The following is a 17,666-nucleotide window of genomic DNA, read 5'->3' as shown; positions in this document are numbered from 1 at the left end:
GGATCACCGGACCGCTTCTTTCTATTTTTATCGGATTACACTTTTCTATCTGTCTTCAAAAATGGCATATACCGCAAAAGATGCCAGCCAGTGGTCTCCTCCATAATTGCCGGAAGTAACATGCGGCAATGTATGATGCAGGAATTCTTCAGCCTTTGCATTGAACAGTTTCCTGTAAGGATGAGTGGCGGGTAAGGATTTGGCGATGCCCTTCATACACCAGGCGCGGCTCAGGCTGAGCCCGTCAAGGTGTACTATCTGGTAGTCTGTTCGGTCGCTCACCTGCGGCATTTTGGTGATATTATCGATCCCTTCTTTGGTGTAGAAACTGTTGAACCATTTCAGGAATTCTTCTTTTGGCAATACCCTGCGCATCAGGTCTGCGATCTCAAGGCTGGGCGACAGAAAATCTGTGCCATCAGGTTCCATATAAGCGGGCGTATGTTTATTGCCGAGATAATAATCCTTGCTGCGTTGTTTGATCAGCGCTGCAAACTCAGGTTGATTGAGCGCATTGGCCCAGTCCAGCGCAAACACCAGTCCGAATGCAGTATTGGGATGCACACCAGTACGATTGGGATAGGTTTGTTTGGGAAGATATTTTGTCCAGAGCTCTTTGATGGTTTGTGTGAGTGGTTGCAGGCTTGAATACCATTGCTTGCCAAGCGGATCATTCCAGGTGTAAAGCTCCTCATCCAGTTTCAACAGCCATGCCCATCCGTAAGTACGTTCCCAGGAAGAAGCCACTTTGTATTTTGAAAAATAGGCAGCTTCCTCTTTCATCTTTTCCAGCTGGAAACTATTGTTGAGAACGGCGATGATCTTATCACGGTCCGGCATATCCGGAAATGTCTTCAGCAGTTTCACCAGCATCCAGTGGCCATGCACGGAGGAATGCCAGTCGAAACACCCATAGAAAACAGGATGCAGTTGATGGGGAAGCAATACATGATCAGTAGCGGAGTCGGAAGTATGACTGGTCTTATTGGGCCATTCATTGTTGATGCAATGTAAAGGCAACGAAGCCAGTTTTGCAGCCACTTCCTTACTGAATAAATTCCTGTTGCCCGTTTGCGCTTGCATAGATACTTGTAAAAGTACGGCAACTGACAGGATGAGCGTATGGATTTTCATCCGGTAAAAATAAGGATTGACCGCAGCAAATCAATAATAAAAGAGACTGGTCATTTGTGCAGCTTTCATCTCTGTATCCGCTCCATCCAGGAGATAGTACAATTCACGCAGAGCGGGCCTTTCCAGTATCAGGTCCATACCCTGATTGAAAGTAGGCACTTTGATTGGCTCACCAGGTTTCATTTCAGTGGATTTAATATAAAGATCTGCCACCACTTCGCAGAACAATGTAAATGTAAAAGTATCGAACATGAATGCTGCATTACGCATCCTGACCTGATATGTATTACATTGTACACATTGCAATACATACACTTCATCATCGGTTTTATACCACATCCTGAAATTGCACATGCTGTTCTTTTTTTTAAAGATGCCAACAAACGCGCAGACAGGTTTGCTCTTCACGGAAAAACGGGTTTCGCAAATGGGAAATGTAGTTTTTGAGGGAGCATCTTTCTTGTCATGATACCCGCATAATTATCAAAAAATCAGGATATTATACACCTATCCCTTACCAGTAGACGCAGAATTGGCTATCTTGCGGGCCGATTTACGTACAACACGAAAAATCCCAAAACCAAATGAAAAAGATTCACGTACTCCTTCTGGCCTCCTGCGCCTTTATCTTCTCCTGTTCCAAGGACGATAACAATCACAACACCACTCCCCTCCCACAGAAGCAGAAAAGCTGCAGGCTAACCTGGCCGCCAAATGGGAACTGGACCCTGAACTGGTGAATTCACTCAGGCCCAGGAATGTGGTTACTCCTCCTGTGACAGTCAACAAAGCATTTGCAGGCATTGTAAAGACCAATGGCATCATTAAAACAAATGATATCCGCCCTCTCGCTTCAGGCGAAGCATTTGTTGAGTTCTATTCAGACAGTATTTATATTGTGTCTATCGACGGCTATCTGCTGGTGGAAGGCAAATACAAAGCAGTTGCTGCAGACTCGATCCTGCTGAGCTCCCTGGGTTCCCTGGGCGGCATCAAGATCACTGATAACAAACTGGAAGGCAGGCTTCACTACACCGAACTGGACATCAGTGTTCCAATTACAGGCCTCAGGACAGCTGCCATCAGCACATCTGAGAAGACTAAATTATTTTCCCGCCACTGGTATATTGCCAGGGAAGAAGATTACAGTAAGAATTTCGGTGAGGAAGTTGATTCCATGACAGTTCGCATCAGCAGCAGTGGTACTTACTATGCAAGAATATTCTTTCAAAAACAACTGTTGGAAAGTAAAGTAATGAAATGGAACTGGATTGGAACTGGCGAGAGCAAGTTCGGATATTCAGATCCCAGTGATCAAGACAATACAGGAGAAGTTACTATCCGTGAACTAACTGCCGACCTGATGAGAACATCTGAGTGGCTCGACAGAAACGGAGACGATGTGACGGAAGAAAACAGGATCACGCTCCGTGTTATAAAATAGATGAGCGATTCACATACTTAAAAGCCTGCTACAGCAATAGCAGGCTTTTTCTATTATTCTACTTTTTATCATAAACTGATCCCTCTTTTCCAGGGAATGAAATCATCCTGGCTCAGTCTCACGGCATTCACCAATTTTTCTCCACTGGCCACTGCTATCACGTACTCGAGTATGCGCTCACCACATTGCTCGATGGTTTCATTGCCTTCAATGATGGTGCCGGCATTGATATCGATGATATCCGGCATCCTGTTGTACAAAGCTGTATTGCTTGAGATCTTCACTACCGGTGCAATAGGGTTTCCGGTAGGCGTACCAAGTCCTGTAGTGAACAGTACAACAGTAGCGCCGGCGCCCACTTCGGCAGTAGTGCTCTCCACATCATTGCCGGGTGTGCAAAGCAGATTGAGCCCCGCCCTGCGCACCACTTCAGGATAATCCAGCACAGCAGCCACCCCGGATGTGCCGCCTTTCTTGGCTGCGCCTGCGGATTTCATGGCATCGGTGATCAGACCATCCTTTATATTTCCGGGTGATGGATTCATATCGAAACCAGATCCCACTGCTACTGCGCTGGCAGCATATGCACGCATCAGGCAGATAAATCGCTCTGCATCGCGCACATCGGAACAGCGGTCACTGATCTCCTGCTCCACACCACAGAGCTCGGGAAACTCGGAGAGGATCACGGAACCGCCGGCGCTGACCAGCAGATCGGAAGTATGACCGATCGCAGGATTGGCGGAGATGCCGGAGAAACCATCCGAACCGCCGCATTCCAGTCCGATCACCAGTTTGCTGATGGGCGCCGGTTTCCGGGTTTGCTGATTGGCGATGATCAGTCCTTCAAATGTGCGTTTCATCGCAAACTCGATCAGGTCTGTTTCCCTGCCCACTGTCTGCTGCTCGAAAATATAAAGTGGCTTATCGAATGAAGGTGATCTCTTTTCGATCTCTTCCTTCAACATGGCCACCTGTGCATTCTGACAACCGAGGCTGAGCACGGTAGCGCCCGCCACATTGGGATGAGTGATATAACCGGCCAGCAGTCCGCATAAAGTTTGTGCATCCTGCCTGATACCACCACAGCCACCAGTATGCGAAAGGAATTTGATGCCGTCCACATTTTTGAAAACAGGACTCTTTGCAGTTGCCTGTGCAGATTCGTTCAGGCTGATGGTTTCCACATCCACACCGCTCTCCATGGCAGCCACCAACTGTTTGGTGAGTGCGCGGTATTTTGGCGGATGAGCATAACCCAGTTCTTCCAGCAAGGCATCTTTCAATACTTCCACATTCCTGTTTTCGCAAAAAACCAAAGGCACTACCAGCCAGTAATTGCCGGTGCCCACGCAGCCATCGCTCCGGTGATAGCCCATGAAAGTCCTGTCTTTCCAGGATGTATCGTTTTCCGTTTTCGAATGCACTTCTTTCCTGGTTTCAGACAACGCATAGGCTGCTGAAGCATGTTTGAGATTTGACGTTGTAATGCGCGAGCCTGCAGGAAGCGCTTCAGTGGTCTTACCCACCAGTACGCCGTACATGATTACAGCTGCGCCTTTTTCAAGATCCGCAGTAACGAATTTATGTTTGGCGGCCACATCATCCAACAACGTATACTCAACGCCGTTATACAATATTTTTTCACCCTTGCTGAGGTCCTGCAGGGCCACCAGCACATTATCCTGCGGATGCACTTTCAATACTTTCTGCTTCATGGTTATTCCATTTATCCCCTGATTGGTTTCATTTTTCCGAATGATGAGAGCTGGGGGGACAGCACCACTCCCGGATCGGCCTGACTGAATGATAATATTTTCTGAACGCTCTTGTTATTGGTTTCGATGCACCAGTTCCGGTAAGATTCTGTTATCACCAGCAATTCATCTTTATATCCGGTCATCTTCTCCAGTTCCTTCTGTTGTTGCGGACTGATGGAATTCAGCACCATGCGGTCCGCCACTGAGTTACAGAAATGATTGGAAGCTTCCAGCCAATCGAGAAAAGCTGTTTCCAATCCGTTCTGATGCGCCAGTTCCAGCACAATGGCATCAAGCCCTTTCGGCTGTTCCGGACCGGTAGAATGGATGATCACCATACCGCTTCCGGCTGCACCATTGAAGTGCTTGAACCGGTGATACAGAAATGCCAGCAGTTTCCCGGGGAAGGATTTTGGTGGTTGCCAGTGTACATTGTCTTTTTTCAGCACAAGGTCTGCCGCGTTGGTCTGCGCCACCACGATCTGCATTTCAGGATTGGCAGCGCAACGCAGGATCAGGTCCCAGTGCAGGCTTTCATTCAACACGCGACTAATTGCTGCATTGATTACGAAACTGGCAGTAGTTCCTGTTTTGGCAGCAGCTCTTTCACAAATAGTGTACAGACCATCCTGTGCTGTCAACGGGTCTGTTTCATCTCCTGAAGTAACAGCAACGATGCGTCCGTTAAAGATTCCCCGCCTGTTGGCTTTATCGATGCACCAGGCAGGCAGTCCGCGCAGGAGCGCACCTGTACCAAACTGCAATACTCTTTCCGGTAATTCGAATATCGCAGCAGCCGGGACTGCCACTGTTCTTGTTTTTATCTTTTTGAGATTCCTTCTGGTCAGCAAAAATGGTATGGTCCTTTTAGCTGTCATGGTCTCCCTCCTGTCTGCCGCATCAATTCCATTTCCGCCGCACATTTTATGAATGCTCCCATTCCCTTGGGATCATTGGTGATTACCGGTTCCCTGATATAATATTCGTAACTGCCATCACGGTAAGGATTGCCGCCCAGTCCGGATACCGCTACGGTTCCTTTCAGATTGATTCCTCCGTTTGTATCCTTTTCTATGAATTCACTGATAATGCCATCGAAACCTTTCTGTACTGCTTTGTTGTAGGAAGCAGGCAAGTACTTCATCCTGATACCTTTGGCCAGCGTGTAAACGATCATGCTGCTGGCTGATGATTCGTGGTAATTGCCGGGAGCATTCTTCTTGTCAACCACATCCCACCAGGTTCCTGAGCCGGCGTCCTGGTAATTAACAACTGCTTTGGCATAACGGTTCAAAATACCGATGACGGAGTCTCTGCCTGGATGGTTGGCTGGAAAATAATCCAGCGCATCTACCATCGCCATGCCGTACCAGCCGAGAGCGCGGCCCCAGAAATTGGGCGATTGTCCTGTTTTCTTGTTTGCCCAGCGCTGTTCACGTGATTCATCCCAGCCATGATAGAGCAGGCCGGTCTTCTTATCGCGTGCATACTGTTCCATCAGCACAAACTGGCGGGTAATATCATTGAATGCTTCTGGTTCATTGAAAAGTTTAGCATATTGAGCATAGAAAGGTTGTCCCATATAAAGCCCATCCAGCCACATCTGCCAGGGGTAGATCTCCTTGTGCCAGAAGCCGCCGGATTTGGTGCGGGGGTGATGACGAAGCTGGTCCCTCAGCAGATCTGCAGCTTTCCTGTATTTCTCATTTCCCGTTTCCTCATACAGGAAAAGGATATTCTTTCCATTATTTACATGATCGATATTGAACTCATCTTTTTTATAGCCTTTGATCTTACCGTTCTGGTCAACATAGAAGTCCATCATCTTTTTGATATAGTTGAAGTACTCCTGTTGTTTGTTCTGTTTCCACACTGCTTCCATGCCTTTCAGGATCACGCCCAGGTCGTATCGCCATTTGGCAGTCTTATCCCCTTCGAGCGAAAAGGAATCAGGCCAGATACGCATAGCAGTCTGGCTCAGCTTCTCACCCCATGTGCTGGCGGCAATACGGGAAGACTGCCACTGGATATTTTCCAGACGGATACCAATGGTATCCACCGCTTCGAGGTAAGTTTCCGTTACAAAACGCATATTCTTCAGTGTTATGTTCTTCACCGGCATTTCAGGAAGTCCGCGCAGGAAGATGGCTTTGGGCGCACCGTTCACCACCACATTGCTGATACTGATATTGCGGAACTCAGGCGTTCCTTCGTTTACTGGTAACAGCTCGGCCCTGGGTGTTTCTCTTTTTTCACCAGAAAGGGGAACAGGGTCCTTTGCCATATAATACATATCGAAGAGAATTGCTTCACCAACAATATCACGCATGGCGATCTGATCTATGAAGATATTCTCTACCAATCCACCGCGACCACGCGCTGATTTGAAGCGAAGGCCAATATCCGTTCCTATGAAAGTGCAGTTGCTTACATGAATATTCTTTACACCGCCACTCATCTCACTGCCTACCACAAATCCACCGTGCGCATGGTAGACCACACAATTCCTGATGATCATATCCTGTGTAGGTATCCCTCTTTTTCTTCCTGCTTCATCCCTTCCGCTTTTCATGCAAAGGGCATCGTCGCCCACATCAAATACAGAATTCTCGATCAGTACATTTTTACAACTTTCCACATCTATGCCATCTCCGTTCTGCGCATACCATGGATTTCTCACGGTAATATTGCGTACAACAATATCTTCACTCATCAGGGGATGCAGGCACCAGGCTGGCGAGTTCTGAATGATCAGTCCTTCCAGCAATATGCGTTTGCAGTTGGTGAGCACCAGTAAATTCGGACGCAGGAAATCCTTTACATTATTGTAGAAAGCTGCATCCTTACCTGGCTCGATGGCGCCGGGATTCTTCAAGAGTGAACCTTTGTAAGACTGAATACTGGGATACCAGGTGCGCTTGTCTTCACTGAGCATACCGCCGGAAGCCACGAGGGATTTCCATTGGCTCTCGGTGAGCTTTTCTCGCTTCACCATTCTCCAGGCATCGCCGCCACCATCGATGATACCATTGCCGGTCAGTGCAATATTTTCCTGGCCTGTGGCTGAGACAGGGCTTTGATTCCGCATCTGCGGCAGCCCTTCCCAGTTGCCTTCCACCAGCAGATACTGGCTGAAATCTGTAGTGAACTGCAACAATGCATTGTACTGCAAATGCAGGTTCACATTGCTTTTCAGTGTAACCGGGCCGGAGATCCAGAGACCGGCCGGGATCACCACCACTCCACCCCCCTTTGCAGCAATAGCATCGATGGCATTGTTGATGGCATTGGTACAGAGCGTTGAACCATCTGATTTGGCGCCGAAGGCCGTGATCAGAACAGTATCTTTTCTAAAGGATGTTTCCCTGATCACCGGCAGTTGTTGCGCCTGCGAGACGCCGGCGCCGGTTATCAGCATTATCCATATAGAGACAATTCTTTTTTTCATTACTCCTTTATTTGAGATCATTGTTTTTATGAATGCGGAACCAATCGATCAGCGCATGTCCCGCATCGTTAGTGGTGGTGGTCCGGGAGCAGAACAATCCCAGTTTGGCTCCCACCCATTTGCCGGGTTTGGCAGTGAATACGCTTTCTATCGATATGAATTGATTTCCGTCTGTGCTGTAACTGAATTGGCAGATGCCGCCTTTGGTCACCATCACACGGAGATAAATATCTTTTGTGCTGATCCGGGTGAGATCTGTATTTTTCGGCAACGCTTTCTTATCTGCATTATCACAAACGGAATACACGAGGTACTGACCATCTTCACGGGCCTGTAATTCCAACGCTGCATAATCCAGCCCCAGTACCACCAGTCCTGTTTTTTCCTGCAGGTTTTTGGGTGAAGGATGGAAACTTATTTTAGTAGTTGCAGTGAATTCTTCCGCAGGGAATTTCTGTAAAAGGAGATTGGGTAAGTCCCATAGATTTTTTGTATCATCGGGTTGCTGCACAGAATACAGGCGCAGACCGCCTTTTAGTGCATCAGCAAAACTCCAGGCAGCAACAGGGTTTGCCTGCCATTGCCACTGCAATCCCAATACAGCATCATTAAATTCATCGGAGTCGGGCGGCGTAATAATTCCATAAGTTGATTTTCCTGAAGGTTTCTTATGCTTCATTACCGGTTCTCCTTTTCCATCTCCATCTTTATCGATGCCGATCACAGGCCAGTTGTTCACCCAACGCATCGGTTGCAGGTGCACGATACGGCCATAAGCATCTTTGTCCTGGAAATGAAGGAACCAGTCCTGTCCTGTTGGTGTATTCACCCAGGCGCCCTGGTGCGGGCCATTGATGGGAGAACTGCCCTGGTCCATCACCACTTTTCTTTCATAGGGGCCATAAATATTTTTGGAACGAAGCACCAGTTGCCAGCCGGTAGACACGCCGCCTGCCGGGGCAAAAATATAATAGTAGCCATTGTGTTTGTAGAACTTGGGGCCTTCGATGGTGGGATCGGTTTCATGTCCGTCATAAACCAGCCTGCCTGCATCCAGCACTTTGGTGCCTGCTGCATTCATCCTCTTCACCACGATGATGCTTTTGATACCGGCGCGGCTTCCTGCATAAGCATGAACCAGGTATACATCACCGTTATCATCCCACAACGGACAGGGATCGATCAATCCCTTGCCGGCTTCCACCAGCACAGGTTCAGTCCATGGGCCGGCGGGATGTTTGGCTTTGATAAGATAGATCCCAAAATCAGGATCGGGATAATAAATGTAAAACTCTCCTTTATGGAAGCGGATGGATGGCGCCCATACGCCATTGCCATGCTGTGGCTTGCTGAATACATCAAGGGGGATTTGCTTCGGCAATGCATAAGCGATCAGCTTCCAGTTCACCAGGTCCCGGGAATGCAGGATCGGCAGCCCCGGCGCGGCATTGAAGCTACTGGCCGTCATGTAGAAATCCTCCCCCACCCTTACGGCATCGGGATCAGAATAATCTGCATGCAGTACAGGGTTTTTATAAGTACCATCACCATTATCGGCTACCCAAACCTGTGATACGGTGGAAGCCGGCTTCTGTTGAGCAGGCAGTGCAAATGGACAGGCCAGTATTACCAGCGCCAACCCCTGCTGTAGTATTGTATGTCTTATTTTATTTTCCAATCGCCTAAAATATTTTCCAGGGTGTACAATGCTGCTTCGTCTTTCGTAAGCTGGTGGCTCCAGGCTACCCGCTTGCTGTTGCTGGCGCCGGGGCCATTGTTGTTGTATTCTGCATAAACAGTGGTGCGCTCTGCATCTGGCTTGCTCCAGTTATGCCATCCTTCCGGGCGGATCATTGCGCCCAGCTGGCAATCGATGAAAGCTGTTTTGGCAAATGGCCGCCAGGGTCTCCCGAGATAATAGGAATTTGCCGGAGCATCGCCGGTGATACTGCATTGAAAGAACACATAACCGAATTTCTTGTTCCCGGGTGTGGATGCTGCAGTAACATAGCCGCCTTTCTTACAGAAGATAGTGCAATTGCTGAACACCGCGGTAGACGCACCGAAAATAAAATCCACTGTACCTTCGATATAACAATTCTCATAATACTGGCGGCTCTCGTAACCATAGGTGTAGAGCGTATCCTGAAAACCGAGGAAGCGGCAATTTTTGAATTTCGCCCTGTCGCCCGCCACCAGTACCGCTACTGCCTGCCCTACCGGTCCGGAAGAATTTTCAAACGTGATATTCTCTGCTGTAAAGTCTTTTCCGTAGATGTAAAAACTGGAAGAACCTGAAGTACCGATCTCTTCACCGAATGCGTTCTTCTTGCTGGCAAAATCATCGTAGGTGAGAATGGTGCTGTCTTTACTCTCTCCGATAAAATGCACCAGGCTCTTGCTTTCTGCCAGCACCAGTTTCTCTTTGTAAATACCCTTCTTAATGAAGATCACCGTCTCGTTGCGGCGCATATCAGGCACTGCATTGATAGCTTCCTGGATGGTTTTGAAATTGCCGGAGCCATCTTTCGCCACTACAAAATCATATTTCTTTCCGGTCTGGTCTTGTTGTGCATATGCAGTGTGCAGCAGCAACAGAAATATAGTACTTAAGAATAATTTCATGTTATTTGATTTGTGACACTACGATCCTGGATGCCAGTTCGGGTTCCAGCGTTTTCAGATCGGCCAGCACCAGTTGTGCCACCAGCCTGGCGCCGAGCTCATTGAAATGTGTATTATCATTCCTGCCATTGGGATAGTTGGGATGTTCGCCCGGAGCGAGTTGGAGGAAAAGCCATTTTGAATTTTCTTTTCCGAACTGCTGATAAAGGGCGCGACTTTTGGTATCGAGATCGATAAAACTTACTTTCTGCGCATCCGCAATTTCTTTCACCAGCGGAGAATAGGCTTCGTGTGTGGGAATGGCATTGCCGGCAGAATCGAACCTGCGGCGGGATACAGGCGTGATGATTACAGGTGTTGCGCCCCTGGACCTGGTCTCGCTGATGAAGCGTGTGAGATTGGCGCGGTATTCATCGGGTGTAGTATATCTTTCCAGTTTTTCTTTGGCTTCATCGTTATGGCCGAACTGGATCAAAACAAAATCGCCTGCTTTCACGTCATCGATCAAACGCTGCCAGTGACCTTCAGAGATAAATGTTTTGGTGCTTCTTCCATTTTTTGCACGATTGTCTACTGAAACTGTACTATCGAAAAAATGTACAAAGGGCATTCCCCATCCGTTTTCGGGGAACACTTTTGTTTCTTTCACAGACATGGTGGAATCACCAGCCAGGAAAATGGTGAGTTTCTTCTTTTGTTGCAGGCTGAACGCCATCAGCAACAGGCAACAGGGTAGCAATATTTTCATCATCACATTTATTTATCGTATACCAGGCTATTGAGATATACCTCAATATTGGTGTATTGTTTATCGAGTTTGAAAGCCGAAGCATCTGCGGCGTTGGATGGGTCCAGTCCGTTTTTTCTTTCCCACTCATCCGGCATGCCATCCTGGTCTTTATCTTCCGGAGCGGGTAATGATTTCAATACCGGCCATCCGCCTACATCCGTCTGCGAATTGATGATGCCATTCTTTTCAGGACCATCATTCATTTTTCCATTTTTTATTCCATCGATGATGCGCGTGTCTACAGCATCGCGTTTGTAACTGGCTCCTGCTTTTGCCAGCACCAGTTCCCGGGCGCGTTCGGGCGATTGCTCTCCGATGCTTACAAAAGGAATGGGTTGATCCGTCCGGGCATCACGCCAGTGCGGCCCCTGCACGCCACCGGCCCAGTTGTTGGCTGTAATAGCCGGAAATCCTTTTACAAAATTACCCGTCACATAGAATTTACCGCTGGGGGTATCAGCTGGATTGAGTATGCGGTTGGCGACCGATTTGCGTGTAGCCGGACCGGCCTCATAATAATTATTGACCATATTGTGATTACCTCCTTCGCCGCCGTAACTGCTGTTGAAGGACCAGTTCACAATTACATTATTCCTGAAGTCCACTTTTTCAGGATTTTCAGTATTCAGGAAACGGGCGCCGTTGAAACGGGGGTTACGGCTTGTATTATGTGCTAACAGATTGTGGTGGAAGCTGGCGCCTTTGCCGCCCCAGATGCCGCCATATCCATGTGCTCCCTTGAAATGCACGCTCTGGTGCAGGCTTTCGGCAATGATGCACCATTGCATGGTGAAATTCTCGTTGTTGTAGAAAGATGCATTCTCATCCACGGCCCAGCTCATGGAGCAATGGTCCACGATGATATCTTTATGGCCGGTGCCATTGAAGGCATCATCGGCCTGTTTTCGTTCATCACCCAAACGGAAACGCAGGTAACGGACAATCACATTATCGGCAGTGATGCTGCAAACATAGTTACGGATACAAATACCATCACCGGGCGCTGATTGCCCGGCGATGGTAATATTTCCATATCTGATCTTAAGTGGCGATTCCAGTGCGATGGTGCCCGATATGGTGAACACAACGATGCGGGGGAATTTTGCGTCGATGGCTTCGCGAAGGGATCCCGGGCCGGCATCATTGAGATTGGTGACCAGTATCACTTTCCCTCCCCTTCCCCCGGTGGTGAATTTCCCGAAACCTTCCGCGCCGGGAAAGGCCGGGATTTCAGAAGAGAGAGTTTGTTCCGCCGCTTGCCGGGCCTTGCAGCCCAGTACAACAGCGCAACCCAGGAGCAGGAAGAAAGTATGTTTCACACGGTACTTCATCATTATCGGTTGTTCATGAATGTTACTAATATCCAGGGTTCTGCGTGAGCTTACCCTGGTAGGAATCCACTGTGGCCTGATCGAATGGGAACAGTTCGCTTTTGTTGGGTGTGAAGAAATAGGCGATGCCATCGATATAATGCACTTTGGCAACGCTTACATCAAGGATATTATCCGTTCTGATCAGGTCTTGCCTCCAGTTCACCCTGGTATAGCCGGAAGGCGCCGTGGCTTCATTTGGCTTGTACAATGAGCCATAGATACCATACTCTTCCCCGTTATTTTTGTAGTAAAGGTTTACCGGCACATTCGCATATTTGCCTGCACCATCCCTGAGATCGCGGAGGTCCTGGCGGATCTCGCCGGTTACCGGGTTCATTTTTGCATTCAGCAGGTTCCAGCGGATGAGGTCATATTTGCGAATGCCTTCGCCGCCAAATTCCAGTCTCCGCTCATGTACGATGGCTGTAAAGAATCCTGCTTTATCAGTGGGCGTAACACCTATCTTATCTGTATTGCCCCTGTAAGCACGCTTGCGCACTTCTTCAAAAGCACTGATGGCTTCTGGTGTGGGAGCGCCATTGATCTCGTTCACTGCTTCAGCATACATCAGCAACACATCCGAAAAGCGGATAAAGCTCCAGTTGTAGCCCACGTTCAACGCCTGACCTGGCAGCAATGGATTGCGCCAATCCCTTCTGTATTTGCCATTGGTAACGGAAGTGAGGGCCTGCGGCCTTTTGATATTGTTGGCAGGAACCTGGTACAGTCCGAATGTGGACTCAATTCTTGTATCGATGGAATCGAAAGCATAGAAATAAACCGGAAGCGCTGCGATACCTCCACCTCCCGGACCATAACGGGAAGCAGCATCCGTACGCACACCATCATAGTTGGCCATGCGGCTGTCGGAATTGCTATTACCGCCTCCTGCACCTGCTTCAAAAATGATCTCACCTTTTGGGTCGGGGCTGAATGCACTGAGTGTTTTCCAGATATTGGTGAAATCGGGATTGAGATCGTGCTGATCTCTTCTGGCCATGATATCGGCACATTCATCCCGGGCAATCTCATAGTACTTCAGGTAATCGGGCCTGCGTTCCATTTGTTTGGTTTCGTTGCGAAGGGAGTAGCCGCCACGGAAGAGTGCGATCTTTGCGCGGAGCGCTTTGGCTGCGCCTTTGGAGATACGCTCATTTCTGGGCGCCACTTCCGTGCGCCAGGGCAGGAATCCGATGGCTGTTTCCAGGTCGGCAATGATCTTGTCGTATGTTGAATCCCTGTTGGAACGGGGCACGAACAATTCCTTTTGCTGATATGCGGGGATCATTGGCGCAGGAACATCTCCCCAGTTGCGGATCAATTCGTAATAGTATTGAGCACGCAGTGCCAGCGCTTCTCCATACAATCTTCTCAGGTCCCTTTTTTCAATATCGGTGCCGCTCTCATATTGTGGCATCAACGGGATCTGCTCGATGCAGAGATTTGCTTTTTCAACACCACGATACATTTGCAGGAAGGGGTTGCGGATCTCACTGTTGGAAAACAGCAACTGGTATCTTCCAATGCCGCGGCGGCCATTATCAAGCGTGCCGGTTGTCATGAAATCATCGGAGTCGTATGGATAATACAGGTTGATGCGGATGCCGTAGCCATTGTCTCCCATCAGCTCATCGTACACGCCGATCAAAGCTGTGGTGGCATTGGATACATCTGAGAATGCCTGGTTAAGATCGTATTGCGACACCGGCTTCACTTCCATATATTTCTTACAGCCACCTGCAAACGCTGTTATTACCAGCAGCAGGTACAGTAAGGGAAGATGAGAAAATCGGGTTTTCATATAGAAAGCTTTTTGATAATTATTAAAATGTAACGTTCAGGCCAAACACCCAGGTAACAGCGCGGGGATAGGCTGCAAAATCAACCCCTGGCGTCAGTGGGTCTGTTCTCCTGGCTGTTACTTCAGGATCATATCCACTGTAGTTTGTCCAGGTATGCAGGTTATTAACGGTGCCGTATACCCTGAGATTGGAGATCCTTGCTTTGGTGCTGATCTTTTTTGGCAGGGTATAACCGAGCGTGATATTGTTCAGCCTCAGGAAGGAACCATCCTCGATAGCATAACTGGTGAGGAAGTAGCGCTGGCCATTGTTGGGCGTCCACATCTTTGGATTTGGGTTGAGCTTGGTCAGCTCCGCAGGATCTGTAACCAGGTTGCCATTGTCATCGATATTCCTCCATCTGTCTTTCATCACAGACAACATGTTGAGATGCGGAAAGCTGGCGTCTGTCCATTCGATCTTATTCGCATTGTATACATCGTTGCCATATACGAAATTCACGAACACACTCAGATCGAAATTTTTATATTGGAACTGGTTGTTCCATCCACCGGTGAATTTGGGGTTTGCATTACCGAGCACCACGCGGTCTGAATCGTTTGTGATCCGGCCATCGCCGTTGATATCTTTGATCCGCATGGTACCGGGCCTTACCAGGCCGGTGATGGCATTGGGGTTGGCGACACCTGCCTTGAGCGTATATGCCCCGGTGCCAGCATTGTAATCGAAATCCGAAACCTGGAATATGCCATCGCTCACAAATCCGTACATCAGGCCAACGGGCTCTCCTACTTTCACAAGATAATCGTCGGCGCCATCAGATCCCTGCCAGCCTGCACTGCGGGTCTGTTGTTTGAGGCCACCGAGGCTTTCCACCCTGTTCTTGTTGAAAGCGATATTGAAATTGGAAGTCCATGAGAAATCTTTGCGCTGAACAGGTGTACCGTTCAGCTGGAATTCCCATCCCCTGTTGGAAGTGGAACCAACGTTCTGCAACTGTGATGTATAACCGAGAGTTGGAGGGATGGCAACAGAAAGCAGCAGGTCATTGCCTTTATTATGGTAGTAATCCACGGTGAATTGCAGCCTGTTGCTGAGGAAGCCGAGATCGAGGCCCACACTGCGGGATACTGTCTTCTCCCATTTCAGTTCTGTATTGGCCAAAGCCGGAGGTGCAAAACCGGGAAGTACGGTATGACCAAGCGCATATTCACCGGTTACACCATAGAGTTGCATATAAAGCAGGTCTCCGATACGATTGTTACCAGCCACACCATATCCGGCGCGGATCTTGGCATCGGAAAGCCAGGCAATATCACTGAGCCATTTCTCTTCGATCAGGCGATAGGCCACGGAACCTGAAGGGAAGATGAGGAGGCCATTATCGTATTTGAATTTGCTGGACCTGTCTGCACGCAATGTGAATTGCGCGATCAGTTTATTGTTCCAGTCGTAGTTCACTCTTCCGAATACGGAGAAGATGCGGCTGGGCGGCGTTTCGTTACTGGTTGGCCTGGGCTGCTGGAAGCCGGGAGGCGGTGAACCCAGTCCCATATTGGCCAGCGCCTTGTCTGGTGAAATATCCGCGGGGAAATATCTTGTTTCGGTTGTATTGGTCTTCGCCTTCGTTTCATAGATCTCCTGGGCTACCATTACATCCAGTGAATGATCGCCGAACTTTGGCAGGGAATACTGCAGTGTGTTGGAGATATTGAAGGTAGTTGAGTTCTGTTGTGCAATGCTGGCCACGGGTAAGGATGAATTGTTTCGCGCCGTATTGGTGATCTTTCCATAGAACAGGTCTGTACGCTGGTTATTGTTATCGAAACCGATGGTAGACCTGAAAACGAGATTCTTCAGGATACTGTAGGAAACATAACCGCTCAGGTTCACAGCCCTGGTGTACTGTCTGCGGTATTCAGCCTGCGTCAGCAATACAGGGTTCACCATATTGCCGGAATTCCTGTAGAGCTCATCATCGAATTCATCCACGGAAGGTGCATTGGCAGATTCGTAGGGTCTGTACTGGATACTGTGACGAAGACGGTTGGTGGTGCGGGTTCCGGTATTGGTGGTGCCTGCGCCCTGGATCTGCTGATCGAGATAACGTGCGGTGAAGCCGATCTTGAATTTATCGCTGGCCTTATGATCGAGTTTGAAATTGGCAATCTTTCTGTCGAATCCTGTTTCCAGCTGGATACCATCTTCTTTATTACTGGTAAGACTGAGGTTGAAGGTGGTGGCCTGGCTGCCTCCGCTCACGGAGACGTTATGGTTCTGGTAGCCGGCCTTTCTTCCAAACACTTCTTCCTGCCAGTTGATGAATGGTGAGTTCTTGTATACGTTCATCGTATCCCAGGTAGAGCCGTAATTACGGCTGAAGCTGGTATCGGGGATGAGCTTATTCCTCTCCCATTGCCACATTACGAAATCATATGGATTGAGTACGTCCATTTTTTTTGCGATCTCCCTCCATCCGAATGAGCCGTTATAGCTCACCTGTGTTTTGCCGGCTTTGCCGGATTTGGTGGTGATGATCACCACGCCGTTGGCGCCGCGTGCGCCGTAGATGGCAGTGGTGGCCGCATCTTTCAATACGTCCACACTCGCGATGTCCTGCGGGGAGATGAATGAAAGGGCATTCTCCACCTGGATACCGTCTACGATATAGATAGGCGCATTATCCTGCGTGATGGAGCCGCCTCCGCGGATACGGATCAGCACATCGGCTCCGGGCGCTCCTTCCGTAGTGGTTACCTGAACGCCTGCAAGTCGGCCGGTGAGCGCTTCCGCAGCGGAGGAAAGGGGAACATCGCGCAATTGTTTGGAGTTGACGGAAGAAACTGAACCTGTAAGATTGCGCCTGCGAACAGTTCCGTAACCGATCACCACCACATCCTCAAGCGCGGTGGCAGTCCGGCTCAAAGAGATGCTGATGTTTTTTCCTGGTTCAGCAGTAACTGTCTGTGATGAATAACCGAGAAGACTGATGGTCAGGGTTAATTTCCCGGGTGAGTTGGCAGGGATGTTCAGCGTGAACTCGCCCCTGTCGTTTGTTTTGGTGCCGCCGGTTTTTCCCGGGAGTGTTACAGAAACATCGGATAGCGCAGCGCCGGTACTGTCGTCTGTGACCCGGCCTTTGATCTGGTTGGTCTGCGCCAATGAAATGGTCTGTAACCCTGCAACCAGGAGCAACAGCAGAGAAAGGTGCTTCATATGGCTTTTTTTATATTGAGCAAACGTAAAAAACAGTCAATCATTAACTGCATAAGTGTCGCGGATACAGTTAT

General features: G+C 48.9%; 13 protein-coding genes. 2 read left to right on the top strand and 11 right to left on the bottom strand.

Annotated features, from left to right (window positions below):
* Nucleotides 1-45 precede the first annotated feature (45 nt).
* A complete protein-coding gene (locus FSB84_RS17470) occupies nucleotides 46-1,083 on the bottom strand; it encodes a DUF2891 domain-containing protein (protein ID WP_207234176.1) in 1,038 nt (345 codons plus the stop codon).
* Between the two features lie 81 nt (nucleotides 1,084-1,164).
* A complete protein-coding gene (locus FSB84_RS17465; RefSeq protein WP_130539208.1) occupies nucleotides 1,165-1,488 on the bottom strand; it encodes a DUF6686 family protein in 324 nt (107 codons plus the stop codon).
* Between the two features lie 230 nt (nucleotides 1,489-1,718).
* Here FSB84_RS17465 and FSB84_RS30670 point away from each other — a divergent pair, with 230 nt between their 5' ends.
* Nucleotides 1,719-1,874: a hypothetical protein gene (locus FSB84_RS30670; protein ID WP_158643980.1), complete on the top strand. Its 156-nt coding sequence runs from the start codon at nucleotides 1,719-1,721 to the stop codon at nucleotides 1,872-1,874.
* Nucleotides 1,871-2,578 (top strand): hypothetical protein, encoded by a 708-nt coding sequence (locus FSB84_RS17460; RefSeq protein ID WP_147122249.1) that lies wholly within the window; start codon nucleotides 1,871-1,873, stop codon nucleotides 2,576-2,578. The genes FSB84_RS30670 and FSB84_RS17460 overlap by 4 nt, the downstream gene beginning before the upstream one ends.
* Nucleotides 2,579-2,646: 68 nt before the next feature.
* Here the strand turns inward: FSB84_RS17460 and FSB84_RS17455 are convergent, their stop codons facing one another.
* The 9 genes from FSB84_RS17455 to FSB84_RS17415 all read right to left on the bottom strand — a co-directional run bounded on the left by FSB84_RS17455 (nucleotide 2,647) and on the right by FSB84_RS17415 (nucleotide 17,592).
* Nucleotides 2,647-4,296 carry a UxaA family hydrolase gene (locus tag FSB84_RS17455; protein ID WP_130539206.1) on the bottom strand — a complete coding sequence of 550 codons (1,650 nt, stop codon included), beginning with the start codon at nucleotides 4,294-4,296 and terminating at the stop codon, nucleotides 2,647-2,649.
* 11 nt (nucleotides 4,297-4,307) lie between these two features.
* Nucleotides 4,308-5,147 carry a mannitol dehydrogenase family protein gene (locus FSB84_RS17450; RefSeq protein ID WP_158643979.1) on the bottom strand — a complete coding sequence of 280 codons (840 nt, stop codon included), beginning with the start codon at nucleotides 5,145-5,147 and terminating at the stop codon, nucleotides 4,308-4,310.
* 65 nt (nucleotides 5,148-5,212) lie between these two features.
* Nucleotides 5,213-7,786 (bottom strand): glycoside hydrolase family 88 protein, encoded by a 2,574-nt coding sequence (locus FSB84_RS31105; RefSeq protein WP_225979807.1) that lies wholly within the window; start codon nucleotides 7,784-7,786, stop codon nucleotides 5,213-5,215.
* A gap of 7 nt (nucleotides 7,787-7,793) precedes the next feature.
* On the bottom strand, nucleotides 7,794-9,464 hold the full coding sequence (locus FSB84_RS17440) for a glycoside hydrolase family 43 protein (protein ID WP_165434879.1): 1,671 nt from the start codon (nucleotides 9,462-9,464) through the stop codon (nucleotides 7,794-7,796).
* Nucleotides 9,449-10,411 (bottom strand): pectinesterase family protein, encoded by a 963-nt coding sequence (locus FSB84_RS17435; protein ID WP_130539204.1) that lies wholly within the window; start codon nucleotides 10,409-10,411, stop codon nucleotides 9,449-9,451. Before FSB84_RS17435 ends, FSB84_RS17440 begins: the two co-directional genes overlap by 16 nt.
* Nucleotide 10,412: 1 nt before the next feature.
* Nucleotides 10,413-11,162: a rhamnogalacturonan acetylesterase gene (locus tag FSB84_RS17430; RefSeq protein WP_225979806.1), complete on the bottom strand. Its 750-nt coding sequence runs from the start codon at nucleotides 11,160-11,162 to the stop codon at nucleotides 10,413-10,415.
* 5 nt (nucleotides 11,163-11,167) lie between these two features.
* Entirely contained in the window at nucleotides 11,168-12,535 is a 1,368-nt protein-coding gene (locus FSB84_RS17425; RefSeq protein WP_207234175.1) for a pectate lyase family protein, read from the bottom strand.
* Nucleotides 12,536-12,557: 22 nt separating this feature from the next.
* Nucleotides 12,558-14,375, bottom strand: a complete 1,818-nt coding sequence (locus FSB84_RS17420) for a RagB/SusD family nutrient uptake outer membrane protein (RefSeq protein ID WP_130539203.1) — start codon at nucleotides 14,373-14,375, stop codon at nucleotides 12,558-12,560.
* 22 nt (nucleotides 14,376-14,397) lie between these two features.
* Nucleotides 14,398-17,592 (bottom strand): SusC/RagA family TonB-linked outer membrane protein, encoded by a 3,195-nt coding sequence (locus FSB84_RS17415; RefSeq protein ID WP_130539202.1) that lies wholly within the window; start codon nucleotides 17,590-17,592, stop codon nucleotides 14,398-14,400.
* Nucleotides 17,593-17,666: the final 74 nt, after the last annotated feature.

The organism is Pseudobacter ginsenosidimutans, from assembly GCF_007970185.1.
Lineage (GTDB): Bacteria > Bacteroidota > Bacteroidia > Chitinophagales > Chitinophagaceae > Pseudobacter > Pseudobacter ginsenosidimutans.
This window is presented reverse-complemented; position numbering and strand designations above follow the sequence as displayed.

Bases quoted from the DNA above. Each gene is read 5' to 3' on its own strand.
- FSB84_RS17465 (WP_130539208.1), bottom strand. From the start codon at position 1,488: ATGTGCAATTTCAGGATGTGGTATAAAACCGATGATGAAGTGTATGTA.
- FSB84_RS30670 (WP_158643980.1), top strand. From the start codon at position 1,719: ATGAAAAAGATTCACGTACTCCTTCTGGCCTCCTGCGCCTTTATCTTC.
- FSB84_RS17420 (WP_130539203.1), bottom strand. From the start codon at position 14,375: ATGAAAACCCGATTTTCTCATCTTCCCTTACTGTACCTGCTGCTGGTA.
- FSB84_RS17425 (WP_207234175.1), bottom strand. From the start codon at position 12,535: ATGATGAAGTACCGTGTGAAACATACTTTCTTCCTGCTCCTGGGTTGC.
- FSB84_RS31105 (WP_225979807.1), bottom strand. From the start codon at position 7,786: ATGAAAAAAAGAATTGTCTCTATATGGATAATGCTGATAACCGGCGCC.
- FSB84_RS17415 (WP_130539202.1), bottom strand. From the start codon at position 17,592: ATGAAGCACCTTTCTCTGCTGTTGCTCCTGGTTGCAGGGTTACAGACC.
- FSB84_RS17455 (WP_130539206.1), bottom strand. From the start codon at position 4,296: ATGAAGCAGAAAGTATTGAAAGTGCATCCGCAGGATAATGTGCTGGTG.
- FSB84_RS17430 (WP_225979806.1), bottom strand. From the start codon at position 11,162: ATGATGAAAATATTGCTACCCTGTTGCCTGTTGCTGATGGCGTTCAGC.
- FSB84_RS17470 (WP_207234176.1), bottom strand. From the start codon at position 1,083: ATGCAAGCGCAAACGGGCAACAGGAATTTATTCAGTAAGGAAGTGGCT.
- FSB84_RS17435 (WP_130539204.1), bottom strand. From the start codon at position 10,411: ATGAAATTATTCTTAAGTACTATATTTCTGTTGCTGCTGCACACTGCA.